The 19,851-nt window shown below is 51.9% G+C and carries 16 protein-coding genes; 8 read left to right on the forward strand and 8 right to left on the reverse strand.

Translation table 11 applies throughout. The features are described from left to right. The first annotated feature begins 142 nt into the window (after positions 1–142). Complete coding sequence (locus EP25_RS22490; protein ID WP_051906597.1) at positions 143–1,342, forward strand: sensor domain-containing diguanylate cyclase; 1,200 nt, start codon at positions 143–145, stop codon at positions 1,340–1,342. 3 nt (positions 1,343–1,345) lie between these two features. Continuing rightward, a complete protein-coding gene (locus EP25_RS22495) occupies positions 1,346–2,014 on the forward strand; it encodes an EAL domain-containing protein (RefSeq protein ID WP_084191021.1) in 669 nt (222 codons plus the stop codon). 399 nt (positions 2,015–2,413) lie between these two features. On the opposite strand, the gene cydX is transcribed toward EP25_RS22495, so the two are convergent. The 6 genes from cydX to clpB form a co-directional block, all read right to left on the reverse strand. Continuing rightward, complete coding sequence (cydX, locus tag EP25_RS0111530; protein WP_031434027.1) at positions 2,414–3,004, reverse strand: cytochrome bd-I oxidase subunit CydX; 591 nt, start codon at positions 3,002–3,004, stop codon at positions 2,414–2,416. A gap of 9 nt (positions 3,005–3,013) precedes the next feature. Then, complete coding sequence (cydB, locus tag EP25_RS0111535) at positions 3,014–4,153, reverse strand: cytochrome d ubiquinol oxidase subunit II (RefSeq protein ID WP_152555636.1); 1,140 nt, start codon at positions 4,151–4,153, stop codon at positions 3,014–3,016. Continuing rightward, positions 4,150–5,712: a cytochrome ubiquinol oxidase subunit I gene (locus EP25_RS0111540; protein WP_031434029.1), complete on the reverse strand. Its 1,563-nt coding sequence runs from the start codon at positions 5,710–5,712 to the stop codon at positions 4,150–4,152. The genes cydB and EP25_RS0111540 overlap by 4 nt, the downstream gene beginning before the upstream one ends. Before the next feature lie 297 nt (positions 5,713–6,009). Then, positions 6,010–7,287 (reverse strand): phosphate regulon sensor histidine kinase PhoR, encoded by a 1,278-nt coding sequence (gene phoR, locus EP25_RS0111545; RefSeq protein ID WP_031434030.1) that lies wholly within the window; start codon positions 7,285–7,287, stop codon positions 6,010–6,012. Positions 7,288–7,297: 10 nt separating this feature from the next. Further along, on the reverse strand, positions 7,298–7,990 hold the full coding sequence (phoB, locus tag EP25_RS0111550; RefSeq protein WP_031434031.1) for a phosphate regulon transcriptional regulator PhoB: 693 nt from the start codon (positions 7,988–7,990) through the stop codon (positions 7,298–7,300). Between the two features lie 224 nt (positions 7,991–8,214). Continuing rightward, a complete protein-coding gene (gene clpB / locus EP25_RS0111555) occupies positions 8,215–10,788 on the reverse strand; it encodes an ATP-dependent chaperone ClpB (protein ID WP_031434032.1) in 2,574 nt (857 codons plus the stop codon). Positions 10,789–10,927: 139 nt separating this feature from the next. Between clpB and EP25_RS22500 the strand changes: the two genes are divergently transcribed. From EP25_RS22500 to EP25_RS0111570, 3 genes are all read left to right on the forward strand, one after another. Next, a complete protein-coding gene (locus EP25_RS22500) occupies positions 10,928–11,830 on the forward strand; it encodes a lipase family protein (RefSeq protein WP_051906601.1) in 903 nt (300 codons plus the stop codon). 229 nt (positions 11,831–12,059) lie between these two features. Next, complete coding sequence (locus EP25_RS22505) at positions 12,060–14,684, forward strand: Ig-like domain-containing protein (RefSeq protein WP_051906603.1); 2,625 nt, start codon at positions 12,060–12,062, stop codon at positions 14,682–14,684. Positions 14,685–15,106: 422 nt separating this feature from the next. Then, positions 15,107–15,310, forward strand: coding sequence for a cold-shock protein (locus EP25_RS0111570; RefSeq protein ID WP_031434035.1), 204 nt, complete (start codon positions 15,107–15,109; stop codon positions 15,308–15,310). A gap of 102 nt (positions 15,311–15,412) precedes the next feature. Here the strand turns inward: EP25_RS0111570 and EP25_RS0111575 are convergent, their stop codons facing one another. Both EP25_RS0111575 and EP25_RS0111580 read right to left on the reverse strand, forming a co-directional pair. Then, positions 15,413–15,904 (reverse strand): low affinity iron permease family protein, encoded by a 492-nt coding sequence (locus EP25_RS0111575; protein WP_051906605.1) that lies wholly within the window; start codon positions 15,902–15,904, stop codon positions 15,413–15,415. Continuing rightward, positions 15,901–17,436 carry a cobyric acid synthase gene (locus EP25_RS0111580; RefSeq protein WP_084191023.1) on the reverse strand — a complete coding sequence of 512 codons (1,536 nt, stop codon included), beginning with the start codon at positions 17,434–17,436 and terminating at the stop codon, positions 15,901–15,903. Before EP25_RS0111580 ends, EP25_RS0111575 begins: the two co-directional genes overlap by 4 nt. An 88-nt stretch (positions 17,437–17,524) precedes the next feature. On the opposite strand from EP25_RS0111580, the gene cbiB reads away from it, so the two are divergent. From cbiB to EP25_RS0111595, 3 genes are read left to right on the forward strand one after another with little or no spacing between them, the layout of a single operon-like run. Next, on the forward strand, positions 17,525–18,439 hold the full coding sequence (cbiB, locus tag EP25_RS0111585) for an adenosylcobinamide-phosphate synthase CbiB (protein WP_031434038.1): 915 nt from the start codon (positions 17,525–17,527) through the stop codon (positions 18,437–18,439). Beyond that, complete coding sequence (gene cobD / locus EP25_RS0111590) at positions 18,432–19,451, forward strand: threonine-phosphate decarboxylase CobD (RefSeq protein WP_036300498.1); 1,020 nt, start codon at positions 18,432–18,434, stop codon at positions 19,449–19,451. Before cbiB ends, cobD begins: the two co-directional genes overlap by 8 nt. Continuing rightward, on the forward strand, positions 19,448–19,819 hold the full coding sequence (locus EP25_RS0111595; protein ID WP_031434040.1) for a cupin domain-containing protein: 372 nt from the start codon (positions 19,448–19,450) through the stop codon (positions 19,817–19,819). Before cobD ends, EP25_RS0111595 begins: the two co-directional genes overlap by 4 nt. Positions 19,820–19,851 lie beyond the last annotated feature (32 nt).

Raw genomic sequence — 19,851 nt, forward strand, 5'->3', positions numbered from 1 at the left:
TATATCATGCCTCACATACTTGAAACGCCGCATTTTAATTTATCAATGTTTAAATAAAATGTATGCTATAACATTAATTTTAATGAAGTAAAAATCGACCGAAGCTGTCGGAACTAAAGATTGCCATGCGATTTTGCATCCAATGAAAACGGACCTCCCCCCCAAAGACAAGGACACAATCATTAGCCGGGAACAGAGCAATGCTTTGCTGAAGATCCAGCGCGATATCCTGGCACAATTGGCGCTCGGAAACGAGCATCAATCCATTTTGGATGCCTTATGTAAAACCGCCGAAAGCATGGTCGACAATGCTGTCGCCTCGATCATGGTATTCGACAAAACCCGCAGTTGTCTCAACGTGATTGCCGCGCCGTCCATTCCCCCGTCCGCCATAACACAGCTCAATGGTTTGGCACCGGGTCCCCAGGCCGGGTCTTGCGGCACCTCTGTCTTCTGTAACGAAGCCCAGTATGTTTTCAACACTCTCCGCGACGATCGCTGGAAAAATCTTAAACAATTTGCCGTCGATTTTAATATCGGCGCGTGCTGGTCCAATCCCATTAGGATAAATGACCATGACCCTATTGGCTCCTTTGCGCTATCGAGTTTCGAACCCGGACAACCTTCCGAATTCTGCAAACGCCTGTTGGAAACCTGCGCCTATATCGCCGGTATCGTCATCAAAAGACAACAGGATGAAGATCAACTGTGGAAACTGGCTCATTATGACCCTCTGACCGACTTGCCGAACCGCTCTTTTTTTCTCCATCACCTCGAACACGCCATCCAAATCGCCGCACGCACGCGGCAGAAATTGGCCGTGCTGTTTTTGGACATGGACAAATTCAAGGACATCAACGACACCCAAGGCCATATCGAAGGAGACCGGGTTCTAAAGTATATTGCCGACAATATTCGGGCAAACATCCGTGGCGGCGACACCTTGGCCCGGCTTGGCGGCGATGAATTTGTCGTGTTGATCGAAAACCTTATCGATACCCAGCAACTCAGCGCTATTTGCGAAAAGTTATGCGACTCTTTCCCTGCAAAATTATCCATCAATAATATCGATTACCCGCTCTCCATCAGTGTCGGCGTCAGTGTTTATCCCGAGCATGGCAAAACGGCCGAAATATTACTGCGCAACGCCGATACCGCGATGTACGAAGCTAAAAAACAAGGACCCGGCCGCTATCATTTCTATCACGACACCTTGACCGAAAGCGTGACCGAACGTCTGCAACTGACCGCCGATATGCGTCTGTCGCTGGAACAGGAGCACTTCCTCATTCATTATCAACCCCAATATTGCTGCAAAAACGGGCACATCGTGGGCGCCTAAGCGCTGGTTCGCTGGCAACACCCCGGCAAAGGCTGGATTGCACCGGATATCTTCATTCCCATTGCCGAACAATCGGGTTTGATTCAAGAATTGGGCCTGTACGTCCTGACTACCGCCTGTCGCCAGTGCCTCGCTTGGTGGCAACGAGGCTTGCCGCGCTTTCAATTGGCCGTGAACCTGTCGTTCAAAGAGCTACGTCCGGGCTTCGCCAGACAATTACGTCACGTTCTCGAAAACATGGCCTTTCCTCTCGCTAATCTGGAGATTGAAGTCACCGAAAGTCAGATTATGAAATTCGAACACCTAGACGAATTACGCGCCCTCCACCAATTAGGCATCGAAATAGCCATGGACGATTTCGGTACCGGCCATTCCTCGCTTGCCCAACTCAAACACCTTCCCATCTCCAAGCTGAAAATCGACCGCTCTTTCGTCATCGACATTCCCGACCATGATAATGACAATGTCATTGTCTCCACTATCATCGATATGGCTCACAGCTTAGGTTTGAAGGTACTCGCCGAAGGCGTCGAAACCGAACAACAACAGGAATTTCTGATTTCCAGAGGGTGCGACTTATTACAGGGTTATTTATTGAACAAACCGATACCAGCCGAGCAATTTGAACGCATACTAATCGAACAATTGCCTCTCGAGTCAGAAAATAAGTGATAATGAGTTGAAATGCTCAAAGATTTAGCAAACTTATGCGCTTTATCAATCCCTTGCCGGTCTGTTTAGCAGTATTTCGTGGAAAGTGAAAGCGAAATTCTTGACTATCCAGGGGTGCATGCTATTTACCGGCTAACGGGTTAAAACACAAAGGCTAGCACAATTATAGTGCAGCCCCTGAATTGATAAGAATAAAGGAACGACTCAAAAGCGTAACGCCCTGTCTCGCTTAGGGCTGCCACACTGAAAAAATCGTCCTAGTTTTCAGCGGTAGCCGATAGCGAAGTGGCTTATCACCGGCCAAATGAAACCACTTGCCTTGATTGGATCGGGAGCGTGCCTTCCTGTTCGCCCTTCGCTACGGATTGAACCGGTAGTTGCTTAGAAATTTATAGACAATCAAGCCGCTAATTCGTCCAATTGGACCTTGGCAATCGTCAACAGCTTCTCGGCTTCTTCTGCCGTATTCAGTCCGTCAACCCTGAATTGTCCGGCATGATCGGAATACTCTACGACCGAAACCCTGGCCTCGGCGGCAATGTTGCCGGGGGTTTTGACCTGGGCATGAATATCGCTCTGAAGTTTATGGGCAATGCGTTCGGCACGGTCTTGCGAGGCGCCGGGCAATGCCAACAAGAACGCTTCCTCGCCGACCCGGGCGGCGATATCCACCCCGACACGAATATCCTTTTTCATCGTTTCCACGACCCTCAGCAAGGTCGTATCCATTTCATGATCCAACAAGGCATGCTTGACTTTAAAATCCCTTAGACTGATATAAAGCAACGAAAACGGCAAACCGCTGCGGCGGGAATTGTCGACTTTTTCCGCGATTCTAGTCATCATGCTGTCCCTGCACAGCAATCGCGTCAAAGGATCGAGCACTTCGTTTTCCTTGACCAGGGCCAATTGCGCTTCCAGCCTCAATACATTGATGATGCCTAACGAACAGGCCAACAACACCCCCAGAATCCAACTGAAATACCACATGGCAATCTCCTAATAAAGCTTATGATCGTTGTCGCGAATGTATTCGACGGTAATCTTGCCTCGCAGCACCCGGAACACCCAACTGGTGTAAAGAAGAATCAAAGGCAGAAAGACCACCGTGACCCAGAACATCGTATTGAGCGTCGCCTGGCTGGAACTCGAATCCCATATCGTCAACGAACTATTCAACGACATATTAGAAGGAATCAGAAATGGAAACATCGATACCCCAGCCGTCAGGATGATGCTTGTCACGGTCAATGAACTGGTGATAAAAGCCAGGCCGGGGCGATCGAACCTAGACAAAGCTATCGTCAGCAAACCGCTGACAAAAGCCAATGCCGGCACCGACCATAACGCCGGCACGTGGTTATAGTTATCCAGCCACAAACCCTCGCCTCGTTTGACGAACTTAGCCAGTGGATTGGACGGAGCGTTCGGGAAAATTTCCGAAGTGATGTGATACCCTTCCAGATGGGTGACCCACAATCCGGCCAAGGCGAACAAAACCAACAATACCAAACCCGAAACCAAAACAACCGGTTTACAACGCAGATAAATTTCCGCTTCGGTCCGTAACTGCAGATAAACCGCGCCATGCATCAAATACATTGCCACACTGATCGCACCGGCCAATAACGCGAAGGGATTAAGCAAACCGATAAAGCTACCCAAATAAAAGATACGCATGTCAGCATCCAGGTGAAACGGAATACCTTTCAGCAAATTACCGATACCGACCCCCATGATCAACGCGGGCACCAGACCGCCGACAAAGAGCGCCTTGTCCCAGTTCTCGCGCCATTTTTGATCGGGCAATTTACTGCGGTAATCAAAGCCTAACGGCCGTAAAAACAGCGCCACCAGGGTGGCGAACAACGCCAGATACAAACTGGAAAAGGAGACTGCATACGCCATCGGCCAGGCGGCAAACAGGGCGCCCCCGGCGGTAACTAACCAAACCTGGTTTCCTTCCCAGGTCGGCCCGACCGAATTAATAATGACGCGCCGCTCTTCGTCGCTTTTCCCCAGCGACGGCAACAACATCGCCACGCCAAGATCGAAGCCGTCGGTGATGGCGAAGCCGATCAGCAATGCGCCCAAAAAGGCCCACCAGATAATTCTGAGTGTTTCGTAATCGAAAATCATTGCGCACCTCCTTCAGCGACTTCGAAATGATAGCGACCGGTATGCAGACTGCTCGGCCCCAACTTGATGAACTTGAACATCAAAAACAGCTCAATGACCAATAGGATTGTGTAAACCATAAAATAGCCGGACAAACTGAGGATCAAGTCCCACTCGGTCAATGACGAGGAACTCAGAAAAGTCGGCAGAATTTCGGCGATGGTCCACGGTTGCCGGCCGAACTCGGCGACGAACCATCCCATCTCGCAGGCGATCCACGGCAAGGGAATCATGTACAGACTGGCTTTCAACAACCATTCCTGCCGGCATTTCCGAATTGAACTAGCGATAAAGGCTAGTGTGAACACGACCAACATCACGAAACCGCAGGCGACCATGATGCGAAATGTCCAAAACAACGGTGCTACTTGCGGAATACTGTATTGCGCCGCCATTTCGATCTGTTCGTCGGTGGCATCAACGACGTGGTCGGTCCAGCGCTTCAACAATAATCCATAACCTAGGTCGGCCTTGACCTGTTCGAACTGCGCCACTGTCTCGGGACCGCCTTCATTACCTCGCAACTGCTCCAATAAGGCATAGGCCTTAATGCCGCTGCGAATACGCTCGCGGTTATGTTCCAGAATTTCGCTGATGCCAATAATAGGTTCATCGATGGAACGAGTTCCGATCAAGCCAAGCACCCAGGGAATTTTGACGGCGAAATCGGTTTTCATATTGTCTTGATCCGGCAAACCGATCGCGGTGAACGCCGCCGGCGGTTCCTCGGTATGCCATTCCGCCTCGATAGCCGCCAATTTGGTTTTCTGTACCTCGCCATCGGTATAACCGCTCTCGTCTCCCAATACGATCACCGAAAGCGCCGCCGCCAAACCGAAACCGGCGGCGATGGTGTAGGATCGCTGCGAAAACGCCGCATCCCTTCCCTTCAACATGTAATAGGCGCTAATACCGAGTACGAACGCGGAAGCGGTGGTATAACCGGCAGCAACGGTATGCACGAACTTGACTTGGGCGGCGGGATTGAAAATCAGATCGGCGAAACTCGCCACTTCCATGCGCATGGTTTCGTAGTTGAATTCGGCGCCGACCGGATTTTGCATCCAACCGTTGGCGACCAAAATCCAAAGGGCCGACAGGTTGGTTCCCAACGCCACCAGCCAAGTGATGACGAGGTGCTGGCCTTTGCTGAGCTTGTCCCAACCGAAGAAAAACAGGCCGACGAACGTCGACTCCATGAAAAAGGCCATCAATCCTTCGATCGCCAAAGGGGCACCGAAAATATCGCCGACATAGTGGGAGAAATAGGACCAGTTCATGCCGAACTGGAATTCCATCGTTAAACCGGTGGCGACACCAAGGGCGAAATTGATGCCGAACAACTTACCCCAAAACTGGGTCATGTCCTTGTAGATTTGCCGTCCGGTCATCACATACGTGGACTCCATGATGGCCAGGAGGAACGACAAACCCAACGTCAACGGCACAAACAGGAAATGGTACATGGAAGTGACGGCAAACTGCCATCGTGATAACTCAACCACCCCTTCTGAAATCATAACCTACTCCTTCCAAACAAATGAATTATTTAGTTAGCGCATTCTAATACATCCATGCTTGTACTTAATCTTGGAAACGGTACATACAATTTCGCCGTCCCATCTAAAGAATAAGTCTTTTTATCGCTTTGTAACAGCCAGACATTTAATTTTTTATCCCATGACTGATAAATTCGACCACCCCAAATATTAGCACTTTATAATATTCATGGCGACATTTTATTTTCAACAGTAGGTTTAATCGTGGAAAGGTGTCGGGGTTATCCGCGCTGGAATGGCGGATTAAGAATTTCAGAATCAGCAAACGCGCTTACGCGGAAACAGGCAGCGAAAACAACTGCCTTTGCCGAGTTCGCTCTGGATCTCCAGCTTGGCGTCATGCCTCACCAACACATGTTTGACAATCGCCAAACCCAGGCCGGTCCCTTTAATCTTACGGCTACGATTGCCCTCGACGCGGTAAAAACGCTCGGTGATTCGAGGGATATGATTGGCCGCAATGCCTTCACCTCGGTCTTCGACCTCAATACAGGCGCCACCATCCGCTAAAAGCTGCCAATGCACCCTGACGACACTCTCCTCTGGCGAATATTTCAGCGCATTGATGACTAAATTGGTAAAGGCGCTGCGCAACTCTTGGGGATCACCCATCAGATTCTTGTCGCATCCGAATGTCAGTTCAATACGCCTGGCGGAATTTTCGATGGCATCGCCCTCCCGGCAAATCTGGCTGAGCAATTGCGGCACATTGACACATTCCGAGTGTTTTTCCCGCGTTTCCAAACGAGTCAATAACAATAAATCATCGATCAGCAACTGCATCCGTTCGGTTTGCTCGGACATTTGCTGAAACGATCGGGCATAGGCCGCCATACCGTCCCCCATTTCCTGCAGGGTTTCCAGATAGCCTTTCAATACCGTCAACGGCGTCCGTAATTCATGGGAAACATTGGCAACAAAATCCTTGCGCATCCGCTCCATGTTTTTCAGATGAGTAATGTCCTGGGCGATCAATAGTCTAAGGCCCGCCCCGTAAGGGACGATGGTGATTTGCAGGATAATATTTTCATTGACCGGCGAAGCGATGCTGATTTTTTGCGTATAGTCGTTTTCCTTGAGATATTGACTGAACTGAGGCGAACGAATCAGATTGGGAATGCGTTGGCCTTTATCCGATTTTTTCAAACCGAGCACGTCTCGTGCGGCCTTGTTAATCCATTCTATTTCGGCATGCTTGCCTAAAACGACTGCCGCATCGGGCAAAGCGTTGGTAGAGCGGCGAAACTGGTCGATCATTTTCCGCAGTTTCTTTTTCCGCTTTTTTTCGGTCTTTTTGATTTTATACAGATGAAAATAGATGTCTTCCCAGATTCCCTTGGCCGTTAAGTTGTCGCCAACCGCTCCGGCTCTCAACCAGTGTTCCAATTCGTTGACGTGCCATGTTTGCCGTAGCAGAAGACAAATAGCGATGAATAAGCAGATTTCGGTGAAATGGCCGATAAAAACACTGAGCAAGGTCGCCGCGAGCAACAGCAACAAAACGATATGGATTTCCCGCCACCACCAGCGCCCCATCGTCCATCACCTAACCGGTTACGGAAAAACGGTAGCCAAAACCGCGCACGGTTTGCACCATGTCCTCGCGATTATAAGCCGCCAGGATTTTGCGCAAACGCCTGATATGCACATCGACGGTCCGTTCCTCGATATAGACACTGCGTCCCCAGACCTGGTCCAATAATTGACTACGGCTGAACACCTTATCCGGATTGAGCATGAAAAAATGCATTAACCTGAATTCGGTGGGACTCACATCCAACGAAGTCCCATCTATCATTAGACGATGCTGTTCGGTATCCAAGGTTAAGTCGCCCAACTTGATTTGTCGGCTTTCGCCGCTCTTACCGCTTCTGCGCATCACGGCCTTGATGCGGGCAACCAACTCCTTCGGCGAAAAAGGCTTGGTGATGTAATCGTCGGCACCGATTTCCAGTCCCCTGACTTTATCTTCCTCTTCGCCTCGGGCGGTCAGCAAGATAATCGGCAACTCCTTGTAGCTATCGTCCTTTTTCAACCGCCTGGCAAATTCGGCACCACTAACGCCGGGTAACATCCAATCCAATAACAGAATATCCGGCATTTTTTCGGCTAATGCCTGTTGCGCCTCCTCGGCGCTTTCCACCGCAGAAACAGTAAAGTCCGATTGTTCCAGCACCATGGTCAGCATTTCCCTGATAGCCTCCTCATCCTCGATAACCAGAACATTCAATTTCGTCATATATGATTATTTGGTAACGTCAAAACTGTTTCAATTTAGCAAAGTAATATTACCCTTTTATGACAGAATTGAAAGATGAATATTCTGGATAGGATTAGCCTGCCATAATGACCCCGAAATCACAGCCGCGACGCCAGTCATTGGCTTATAAAGCACAAGGAATGAATATCCAATGGTTTAATTTGGCGCCTTTTCGCTAAAAGGCGCCAAACACAAGCTCCCTGTTATTTAGCGAAGACCAATTGTCCGTCCTCGACATCGACCTTGATCTCGTCCCCGGAGCCGAAACGACCGGACAAAATCTCGTTGGCCAACGGGTTTTCCAATTGATTCTGGATTGCCCTTTTCAAGGGACGGGCGCCATAAACCGGATCGAAACCGGCTTCGCCCAGCAGATCGAGCGCCCCATCCGAGACCGACAAACCAATTTCGCGTTCCTGTAGGCGGGCACGCAGATAATCGAGCTGCACCTTGGCAATCGCGCTGATCTGATCGTGTCCCAAAGGATGGAATACCACCGTCTCATCAACCCGGTTGATGAATTCCGGCCGGAAATGAGATGCGATAATTTCCATCACCGCCGCCTTCATTGACGCATAATTCTCTTCGCCGGCCAATTCCTGTATGCGCGCCGACCCCAAATTGGACGTCATGACGATTACCGTATTTCTAAAATCGACGGTTCTGCCATGACCGTCGGTCAAACGGCCGTCGTCTAAGACCTGCAACAGCACATTGAATACATCCGGATGAGCTTTTTCAATCTCGTCCAATAGAATCACCGAATAAGGCTTGCGCCGCACGGCCTCGGTCAAATAACCGCCTTCCTCGTAACCGACATAGCCGGGAGGCGCGCCAATCAACCTGGCCACCGAATGTTTCTCCATGAACTCGGACATGTCGATGCGCACCATCGCCTCTTCGGTATCGAACAGAAACTCGGCCAACGCCTTGCATAACTCGGTCTTACCGACGCCGGTCGGCCCCAGAAACATGAAGGAACCGTTGGGCCGGTTGGGATCGGCCAAACCTGCACGGGAGCGGCGGATCGCATTGCTGACCGCTTTCAACGCCTCCTGCTGACCGATAACCCGTTTGCTCAGCTGTTCTTCCATATGCAGCAACTTCTCTTTCTCGCCTTCCATCATCTTGGAAACCGGAATACCGGTCCATTTCGACACGACTTCGGCGATTTCCTCGTCCGTCACCTTATTCCGCAGCAAGCGCATATCCTGCATTTCCGCCTGCGAGGCCAAATCCAGTTGCTTTTCCAACGAAGGAATCGTCGAATACTTCAGCTCCGACATCCGCGTCAAATCGCCGGCGCGGCTGGCCTGTTCCAAATCCAACCGGGCCTGTTCCAGTTTTTCCTTGACCGTCGCCGAGCCCTGCACAGCGGCCTTCTCCGCCTTCCAGATCTCTTCCAGATCGGAAAACTCCTTCTCCAGCTGACTGATTTCGCCTTCCAATATTTCCAACCGTTTTATCGAGGCCGGGTCGTTTTCATTTTTCAATGCCTCCCGTTCAATTTTCAGCTGAATCAGTTTCCGGTCCAACCTATCCATCGCTTCCGGCTTGGAATCGATTTCCATGCGAATTCGGCTAGCCGCTTCGTCGATCAGATCGATCGCCTTGTCCGGCAACTGCCGGTCGGTGATATAACGATGCGACAACGATGCCGCCGCGACGATGGCCGGGTCGGTGATGTCGACACCGTGATGAACCTCGTACCGCTCCTTCAAACCGCGCAGGATGGCGATGGTATCCTCGACATTAGGCTCGTCGACCAAAACCTTCTGGAAGCGCCGCTCCAGGGCCGCGTCTTTTTCGATGTACTGGCGGTACTCATCCAACGTGGTGGCGCCGACACAGTGCAATTCGCCGCGCGCCAGCGCCGGTTTCAGCATATTACCGGCGTCCATCGCCCCTTCCGCCTTGCCGGCGCCGACCATGGTATGCAGCTCGTCGATAAACAGGATGATATGGCCTTCCTGTTTGGCGATGTCGTTCAACACCGCTTTCAAACGCTCTTCGAACTCCCCCCGAAACTTGGCGCCGGCGATCAAACCTGCCATGTCCAGGGCCAGCAATTGCTTGCCCTTGATGCCTTCCGGGACTTCGCCGTTAACGATCCGTTGCGCGAGTCCCTCGACGATCGCCGTCTTACCGACGCCGGGCTCGCCGATCAAGACCGGGTTGTTTTTCGTACGCCGCTGCAACACCTGAATGGTGCGGCGTATTTCATCATCGCGGCCGATCACGGGATCCAGCTTGCCTTGCTCGGCCCTTTCGGTCAGGTTGATGGTGTATTTTTTCAATGCTTGGCGTTGGTCTTCGGCATTGGGATCGTCGACCGCCTGTCCGCCACGAATATTTTCGATAGCTTTCTCCAGCATTTCCTTGCTGATACCTTGGCGTTTAAACAGGTTCTGCAAGAAACCGCTGGTTTCGCAAGCCGCCAGCAAAAACAGCTCGCTGGAGATATAGGCGTCCTTCCGTTTCTGCGCCAGTTTATCGGTCAGATTCAACATACGGGACAGTTCGCTGGACAACTGCACATCGCCGCCGGTACCAGAAACCGTCGGCAAGCGGGCCAATTCCTGATTGACTTCCGCCCGCACGCTATTGACATTGGCGCCGGCCTGAGTCAATAACGGCCCGATGCTGCCCCCTTCTTGGTCCAGCAGAGCGCTCATCACATGCACTGGCTCGATGAACTGGTGATCCTTGCCCAATGCCAGGCTTTGCGCATCGGCCAGCGCCTGCTGGAACTTGCTGGTTAATTTATCCATTCGCATTATGCGTACCTCATGAAATTGTAAAGTTATGACTAAAGATGGGGCGATGCCGGTCATTTTTCAAGCTAGATGATTCAGCGTCGATTTTGGGCTACACTGGTTCAACGATTTTCGACTTACTACTTTAAGAGGGCCTGTTATGCGGCAGAATTTCACCCGTGACGCGCTTTATCACTGCGAACGTTTACCGGTTTTCAGCGAACATGACCCGGAATGGAAATTTAACGCCCGCGCAACAGAACTATCACTGAAAAATGCCTGGTGGCTGTGCAACCTCTCCCACTTGGCTTACTATGACGAAAGCGATGCCCTGCCTATCCTGCAACGCATGCAACTAACCCTGGAAGCATTTATCGACGACCGCCAGGAACAAGACAGCTTCGGCAAGTTAATCAAGGACACCCAGGCCTATATTGTTGCCAACGACGATGCTGTAATATTGACATTCCGAGGTACCGAACCGGATCAGTTTAAAGACGTTCTGGCCGACGCTTATCTACATCCGCTCGAATTCCCCGGCAAAGGCAAGGTGCACGGCGGTTTTTATGGCGCCCTCAGCGGTGACTGCTGGGAACGAATCGTATCGGTACTGCAACGGCCCCACCTACAAACCAAGATGTTATGGATTACCGGCCATAGTCTGGGCGCAGCGCTTGCCACCGTCGCCGCCGCTCACCTGAACCCCCACGGCCTTTATACCTTCGCCTCGCCACGGGTCGGCGACAGCGTTTTTTGCGCTTCCTTCGCCGGTAGCAACAGCCAACGTTTCGTCAACTGTAGCGATCTGGTCACGCGGGTTCCGCTGAAAGACATCATGGATTATCAACATATCGAAACCTTGCAATATTTCACCGCCGCCGGCGACTGGTTGGAAAACCCCGATGCCCGGTTCATCCAACGCGACAGCACTAAGGCGCGCTTGCTCTATCCGTTTACCCAGTTACCCATTCCATTTTTCAGCCAAAAAGTCGCCTTCCGCCGATTGGCCGATCACAGCATTGCCAACTACCTCTACGGTATCTGGAAAGCGCTGTCAAAATAATCCGATCATGCTTTAAAAGTTCAGCGAACAATCCAATAACCTAGCAATGGCTTATCGTTGACCTGTCCGCATTCTTCTCTCGCCCGAGCACACACCTCCGTCAACTCGCTCACAAAGCCAGACGAAAACCATCAAGCGTTAGCCGAAATGCGACATTCTCAACAAAAATAATTCTTTAGAGCCAATAGAGTTCGTTTCAATATCTTATTTTATGAACTCCGAGGCTACGATGAAAACCAGAACCTTCAACACTACCCTTTTGACAGCGTCAATTGCTCTCGCCTTATCTCCGCTCGGCACCGCCGCAACCCCTGCCGCAACCAAACACTACGGCAAGAATATGCCGTTCACGATCGAAGACCTGCCGAATAGCAACGTCAAAACCAAACTGAAAAAACTGGCCGTTAATAAACGACAAAAGGCCTTAAACTGGCTACATTCCTTTACCTTCGGCGACCATGATTTAAAACATCTGCAAATCGACGACGAAGGCGGGGTACTGTACGGCGACACGTTCGACATGACCGAACTGGCCGATAGCGCCGCTGACAGCACCGATGCGCCTCAATCGATTGCGCCGGCCGACACATTCAAGCTACACAGTAAACCGGGCGCGACCAATGTCATTTTTATCGATGTGGATGGCCATACGCTCAGCGGCACGGCCTGGAATGGGGGTTCCGGCAGCATAGATACCCTGCCGTTCGACACCGATGGCGACAACAGTTCATTCAGCAATATGGAGCTAGCACAAATCGCCGAAATCTGGCACCGTGTCGCGGAAGATTTCGCCCCTTTCAATGTCGACGTCACTACCGAACAACCTGCCAGTTTCGGGCCTACCACCGGCCGCATCCTGATTACCCGCAATAAGGATGCCTCGAACAACGACATGCCTTACGCCACGGCCGGCGGCGTCGCTTACGTCAATGTCTGGGGGAGCAGCAGTTACGCCAGTTATTATTCGCCAGCGCTGGTTTATTACAATAATTTGGCTTCCTTTCCTCCCTATATCGCCGAGGCGGCCGCACATGAAATGGGCCATAATTTAAGTTTGTCGCATGACGGAACCTCCACGGCGTCTTATTATTCGGGGCACGGCAGCGGTTTCGTTTCCTGGGCGCCCATCATGGGGGTCGGCTATTACAACAATGTCACCCAATGGAGCAAAGGGGAATACACCGACGCTACGCAAACACAGGACGACATCGCCTTAATTGCCGACCGGTTAACATTCCGCAGCGATGACCACGGCAACAATATGTCCAGCCCCACGCCATTATATATCGACATTAACGGCACTATTCCGGTCACGTCGCCGGAAACCGACCCGTATAACTTGGCGCCGGACAATAAAGGCATCATCGAAACCCGCGATGACGTCGATTTCTTTGCCTTCGACGCCGGCGCGGGACCGCTATCGATCACCGTGACGCCAGCCTGGGAATCTTTCTACCGCAGTTCCCGCCGCGGCGCCAACCTGGACATCCAAGCCTCCCTTTATAACTGGGACGGCCAGATAATTGCCGAAAGCGATCCGCTAGACGAAACCGATGCCCAGATCGTAACCACCGTCGCAAGCGGCCAATATTTGTTGTCCATCAGCGGCGTCGGCAACAATGTCACGCCTTATTCGGATTACGGCAGTCTCGGACAATATTACATCTCCGGTAGCGTCGTACCATTCAGTCCGACGACTGACGATACACCGCCCAATCCCGACCCGATGAGTTGGAGCGTCGCTCCGTTTGCGCAAGCGCGTGACCGTATCAGCATGCAGGCGGCTACTGCCACTGACGATTCCGGCGCCGTGGAGTACCGCTTTATCTGTCTCGAAGGTTGCGCCGATAGCGGCTGGCAAGCATCCGATCAATTTACCGCGACCGGCTTGCAAGCCGGTACGCCTTACAGCTTCCAAGTACTCGCTCGGGATAGTTACGGCAACGAAACCAATCCATCCATCAGCGCCAGCGCGACAACCGAGGTCAATGCTTCGCCTCAAAGCCGCGATACCAGCATCGATATCCAGGAGGATAACGGCACAACCCTCGATCTCTCAACGCTGGCCGAGGACGCCGAGGGCGACCCGTTGACCTTTTCGATTCAATCCGCCCCTCTGCACGGCACAGTCGCCAACAACAACGGAATCGTTATATACACCCCCCAAACGAACTTCAACGGCAGCGACAGTTTTGTCTATCAAGTCGCCGATAATTTTGGCGGAAAAAGCAGCGCCACTGTGACGATCAATGTCATTGCAGTCAACGACGCCCCAATTGCTTCGGCCGCTCTTGACAACAAAGAAGGCCTGTCTGTCTCATTTTCCGGCGACGGCTCTTTTGACCCTGACAAAGATGATGTCTTAAGTTTTAATTGGGACTTTGGCGACGGAACCATTTCGACACTGGCCTCTCCCGGTCACAATTACAATGAGGCCGGCACTTACACGGTAACATTAACGGTCACGGACCAAGCCGGCTTATCCGATAGTGCTTCAATCGTGATGACGGTAATAGATCCGAATAATATCCTGCCGGAAGCGCCTAGCTTGACTTACAGCGTTGATAAAATCATCAGCGGACGCGGAAAGGACAAATCGGTCAACGGTACAGTCCAATTAAAGTGGTCGAGCAATAGTCTTGAAAGCTACAAAGTATGGCGCTGCGAGGAAGTCACATCCGGTAAGGGAAAAAACAAAACGACTAGCTGCATATATCCAGAGACGCCGTTTGCCACAACCGACACCGCGCCTTTCTCCACCCCACTGGAAAGTAACGCCATTCACTATAAGGTGAGCGCCCATAACAGCAATGGTGATTCCGGTTTCAGCAATGAAGTGATCATCGCGCCTTAACCTTGACTGCCGACGACAAAAGCCCCTAATCGGGGCTTTTGTTTACCGCGATACGCTAACCGTCTAGAAACTGGCGACTATCATTGATAATTGCCACCGCTCTCGCCATAATCATGGCCCCACACTTTGCTGCTCTTTTTAGTCGTTAGACTTGATACTTTATTTCGCTGCAAAGCACAAGGGATACTTGATCAAGCAAAGAAATGAAGTATTTTTGGCCGCTGGCAATAGCTTTCCCCAATAAATAGAAGTAAAATAAGCCGCGATCAGATAACAGATGTTGAATTACAAAACCTTCGACCACGGCGGGAGATCCATTGCCTACTCAGCAGGAGCCATGGCGGGCAAGCCCTAAGTGATTTCGGGTTCTCAATATTGTCGTTCTGTGTAACTAAAGTTTTATTTTGTTAGGAGTTTTCCAAATGGCAACAGGTACCGTAAAGTGGTTTAACAACACCAAAGGTTTTGGATTTATCGAGCCTTCTGAAGGTAACGAAGACGTCTTCGTCCATCATTCAGTGATTTTAGGTGAAGGTTTTAAAACTCTATCACCTGGCCAAGCGGTTGTATTCGAAATTGAATCTGGTCCCAAAGGTTTGACTGCAACGAATGTTCAGCCTCAATAAAGCCTGAATATTCCGCCAAAAAGGCTCTCGCATCGCAAGGGCCTTTTTTTATGCCTAACGGAAATTTAGCTATGCATGGCAAATCGTCATTAACAGGCTCGCTTACTCATTGTCTTGCCCCCCTTCCTCCCTGGCCAGACGAGCCAGCTCGGTATATTGTTTACGCAAAACACCCAACTCCCTCTCCTCCAGTTCCTCAAGATCCAGCAAGGAATTATTGGCCCCATCGATCGAGCGTATTAATTCGTCCAACTTGACCTGTAATGCTTCCGTGTCGCGATTTTGCGTATGCTGAATCAGGAACACCATCAAAAAGGTCACGATCGTCGTTGCCGTGTTGATGATCAATTGCCAGGTATCGCTAAAACCGAATAACGGCCCGGTCACAACCCAGGAAAGAATCACCAGCAATGCGATATTGAAAGCCAGGGGACGGCCCGATAAATGCGAGGCAAATCGCGCGAAGCGATCGAACCGGTTATTCCAATAGTCGTTGTCCCGGATTTTTTTAGCCAACCAACACCCGCTTTTTTTTAGGATATCGACATAATCGATCTGTTTAAATTTATCAAGATAATCCACTTTTTCATTCATATTTCACCCTTGACCTCATCTAATAATTGTTCCGGCTGAAACGCGGCGACTCTCCGCCCGGCTTCACCCGCCTCTGTTACTCTTGTTATCATCACTTCCAATCGAGAAAAATCGAAATACTGCTCCAGGGCATCGGTGATATGGTTGATGCCCTGTTCCCGTAACGCGTCTAAATCTATCGCATTATGCCGCCGACATCCAGCCCAAGCCAATATTGCCTGACTGGCGGTGGGCAAATCAAATAACCCGTGTAAATAAGTTCCCATCACCAGGTCGTCTCCAGATCTGGCTCCGTCATTCCTGCCTTGCAAACAAAGCACCGGTCTGGCGGTGTCGCCACCAATAGTCGTCCCCATATGGATTTCATAGCCCGAGACGGCGCTACCGTCACCATGAAAAAAACCTTCCGAGCGCTGCAATTGTTTTTCCTGCATCAACGTCGTTGCAATATCCAATAACCCCAAGCCGTCGCTGGAACCCGGCTCGCCTTCAACTCCCAGCGGATCGTGGATTTTCTTGCCTAACATTTGATAGCCGCCACAAACGCCCAATACCTTGCCGCCGTAGCGCAAATGCCTGTTAATGAAAACATCCCAGCCGTTTTGGCGCAACCAGTCAAGATCATCGCGCACCGACTTGCTGCCGGGTAGGATCACCAGATCGGCGCCGCCTTGTGGCGGCTGTTTGTGAAAACCGACGCTCAAGCCTTCATGTAACAGCAAGGGGTCGAAATCGGTATGGTTGCTAATCCGGGGCAAAACCGGCACGATGATGTTAAATAAGTCCTCACCTTGTTTACTCTGAAGCTTACCGGCCAATGAATCTTCCGCTTCCAGAAACAAATCCGGCAAATACGGCAACACGGCCAGCACCGGTTTGCCGGTCTTTTGTTCCAACCAATCGAGCCCGGGTTGTAATAATGCGATATCACCACGAAAGCGATTGATCACGAAACCGACTACCCGTTTGCGCTCGCTTGGCGACAGCAATTCCAATGTGCCGACAATATGGGCAAACACGCCGCCGCGATCGATATCGGCTATCAAAATGACCGGACAATCGGCCACCTCGGCAAAGCCCATATTGGCGATATCGCCCTCGCGCAGATTAATTTCCGCCGGACTGCCCGCTCCTTCGACGATGACTTTTTCATAGTGCGCCAGCAAACGCCGGTAGGATTCCAACACCGCGCCTTTCGCTTGTTTTTTATAATGATGATAGCGCTCCGCGGACAAATTCCGCAGCGCCTTGCCATGAACGATAACCTGGGCGGTCTTGTCCGAATTGGGTTTCAACAGCACCGGATTCATGTCGGTATGGGGTTGCAAGCCGCACGCCGCCGCCTGCACCGCCTGGGCCCTGCCGATTTCGCCGCCATCGACCGTTACCGCGCTATTCAACGCCATATTCTGCGGTTTGAACGGTACCACCGCGACACCGCGACGCCGATAATATCGGCATAAGGCCGTAACCAAGGCACTCTTGCCGGCATCCGAGGTCGTTCCCTGAACCATAATCGTATTGGTTTGCATAGTTTCGTTAAACAGCCGTCTCTTTAGTTGATTTGAAATTCAATGCGGAATATGGCATTGTGCGCATCCGAACGCAATCGGACACTTCATGACGTTAACAAGCAATGTAATTTTAGCGATTCTATTGGACCACTGGCTAGGAGAGCCCCGAAAACATCATCCATTGATTGCCTTCGGCAAGCTGGCCGACTATATGGAACGACGCTTGCGCCGTCCTGAGCAATCGCCGCGACGACAACAAATCGCCGGTTTACTGGCGTTTTGTTTGACCGTCATGCCGTTGACCGCCTTATTGTTCCTCCTCATGCAATTACCTATGTTGGATAGCATCTTGCCCGCTTTGGCCCTATATTTTTGTATCGCGGCCAACAGCCTTAAACGCCACGCAGAAACGATCCTTCATCATCTGCAACAGCAAAACCCGCCAGCGGCAAGGCAAGCGGTGGGCTATATCGTCAGTCGCGAAACCGACCGGATGGGCGAGGAAGACATACGCAAAGCGACGATCGAATCGGTACTGGAAAACGGTGCCGATGCCGTGTTCGCGCCGCTGTTCTGGTTTGTCGCCGCCGGCCCAGCAGGCGCATTGCTATATCGCTTGACGAATACCCTCGACGCCATGTGGGGTTACAAAAATTCACGCTATTTATATTTCGGCCGCGCGGCGGCCCGCTGCGACGATGCGTTGAATTGGCTGCCGGCCCGATTGACCGCGTTCAGTTATGCCCTGCTTGGTCATGCCCGTTTGGCATTGGACTGCTGGCGGCGGCAAGCCGAACATCTGGACAGTCCCAATGCCGGACCGGTGATGTGCGCCGGCGCCGGCGCATTGGACCTTCGTTTGGGCGGCCCGGCCTATTATCACGGACGCTTGAAAAACAAAATCCATTTCGGCACCGACAAAGCAACGCACAATCACGACATCGACAGAGCCAACCGCCTAATCGACAAAACCTTGTTCTGTTGGCTCCTCATCATCGCCATCGGAGACTCCCTTGCTTGAACACGGCGGCCATGTACGTGCGGCGGCGCAACGCTTTCGAATCCCATTGTCGGCTTGGCTAGACCTGTCGACTGGCATCAACCCCAACGGCTGGCCGGTCCCGTCGCTGCCGCCTGAGTGCTGGCAACGCTTGCCGGAAGCCGACGACGACTTGCTGGAGGTCGCCCAAGCCTATTATCGAAACGACTCGATACTTCCGGTCGCGGGCTCTCAAGCCGCCATCCAGACACTGCCGTTACTACGGGGTCATTCGCGCGTCGGCGTTCTCCGTCCGGCCTATGCCGAGCATGCCGCCAATTGGCGCGAAACCGGCCATCGAGTCATCGAGCTCGAGCCAGCCGATATCGAACATGCGCTGACGGACCTGGATGTGCTGATTATCGTCAATCCCAACAACCCCACCGGACAGGAGTTCGAACCTGAGCAATTATTACACTGGCACCGCTTGCTGCAAAAGCGCCAAGGCTGGCTGATTATTGACGAAGCCTTTATTGACAGCCGCCTGGAGAAAAGCCTGACCGCCCATCCCGTTGAGGAAGGGCTGATTGTCCTGCGTTCGCTGGGCAAGTTCTTCGGCCTGGCCGGTATCCGTTGCGGCTTCGTGATCGGGCTGCCGGCATTGTTGCAACGACTCAACGACAACCTCGGCCCCTGGGCGATAAGCCACCCATCCCGCTATATCGCCACCCAAGCCCTTAAGGACAGTCAATGGCAACAACAGACCCGCGCGGCATTGCTTGGTCAAGCACGACGATTGCGGCAATTGTTGTCGGCATACGGGTTGCAGCCCGCCGGCGGCACCGATTTGTTTCAATGGATACCCTCCGAACAGGCCGCAGAAATTCACCGTTTTCTTGCTGAACGGGGCATCTTGACCCGCTTGTTCCAGCATCCGTCGAGCCTGCGTTTCGGCCTGCCCGGGGAAGAGCGGCATTGGCGTCTCTTGCAACAGGCCTTGGCCGCTCTTGCAAACAAGCAACCCAAGCGCCTTACAAATCACGAATACTCATGAAAGCCGCGATAAAAAAACAAAATCTGGGAAACGAATTTTTCACCGAAGAATTATGCTTCATCACCGAACTGTCCAATAACCGCGACGATGACGCAGCTTCGATCGCCAAGGCCCGGGTCGAGCCCGGCGTGACCACCCGCTGGCATCGGCTGCGGGGCACCGTCGAGCGTTATATCGTGCTGAGCGGCATCGGCCGCGTTGAAGTGGGCGCTCTTCATCCGCAAAAAGTAACGGCCGGAGACATCGTGCTGATTCCACCGATGTGCCGGCAACGCATCAGTAACATCGGCGAAGAGGATCTAATCTTTCTGGCCGTCTGCACGCCCCGCTTTCGCGATGAGGCCTACGAAGATCTGGAAAACGATTGATCGGGGTGATTTTAGCGACGGCCATTTCCGCC

The sequence above is a fragment of the Methylomarinum vadi genome, from assembly GCF_000733935.1.
Classification (GTDB): Bacteria; Pseudomonadota; Gammaproteobacteria; order Methylococcales; family Methylomonadaceae; genus Methylomarinum; species Methylomarinum vadi.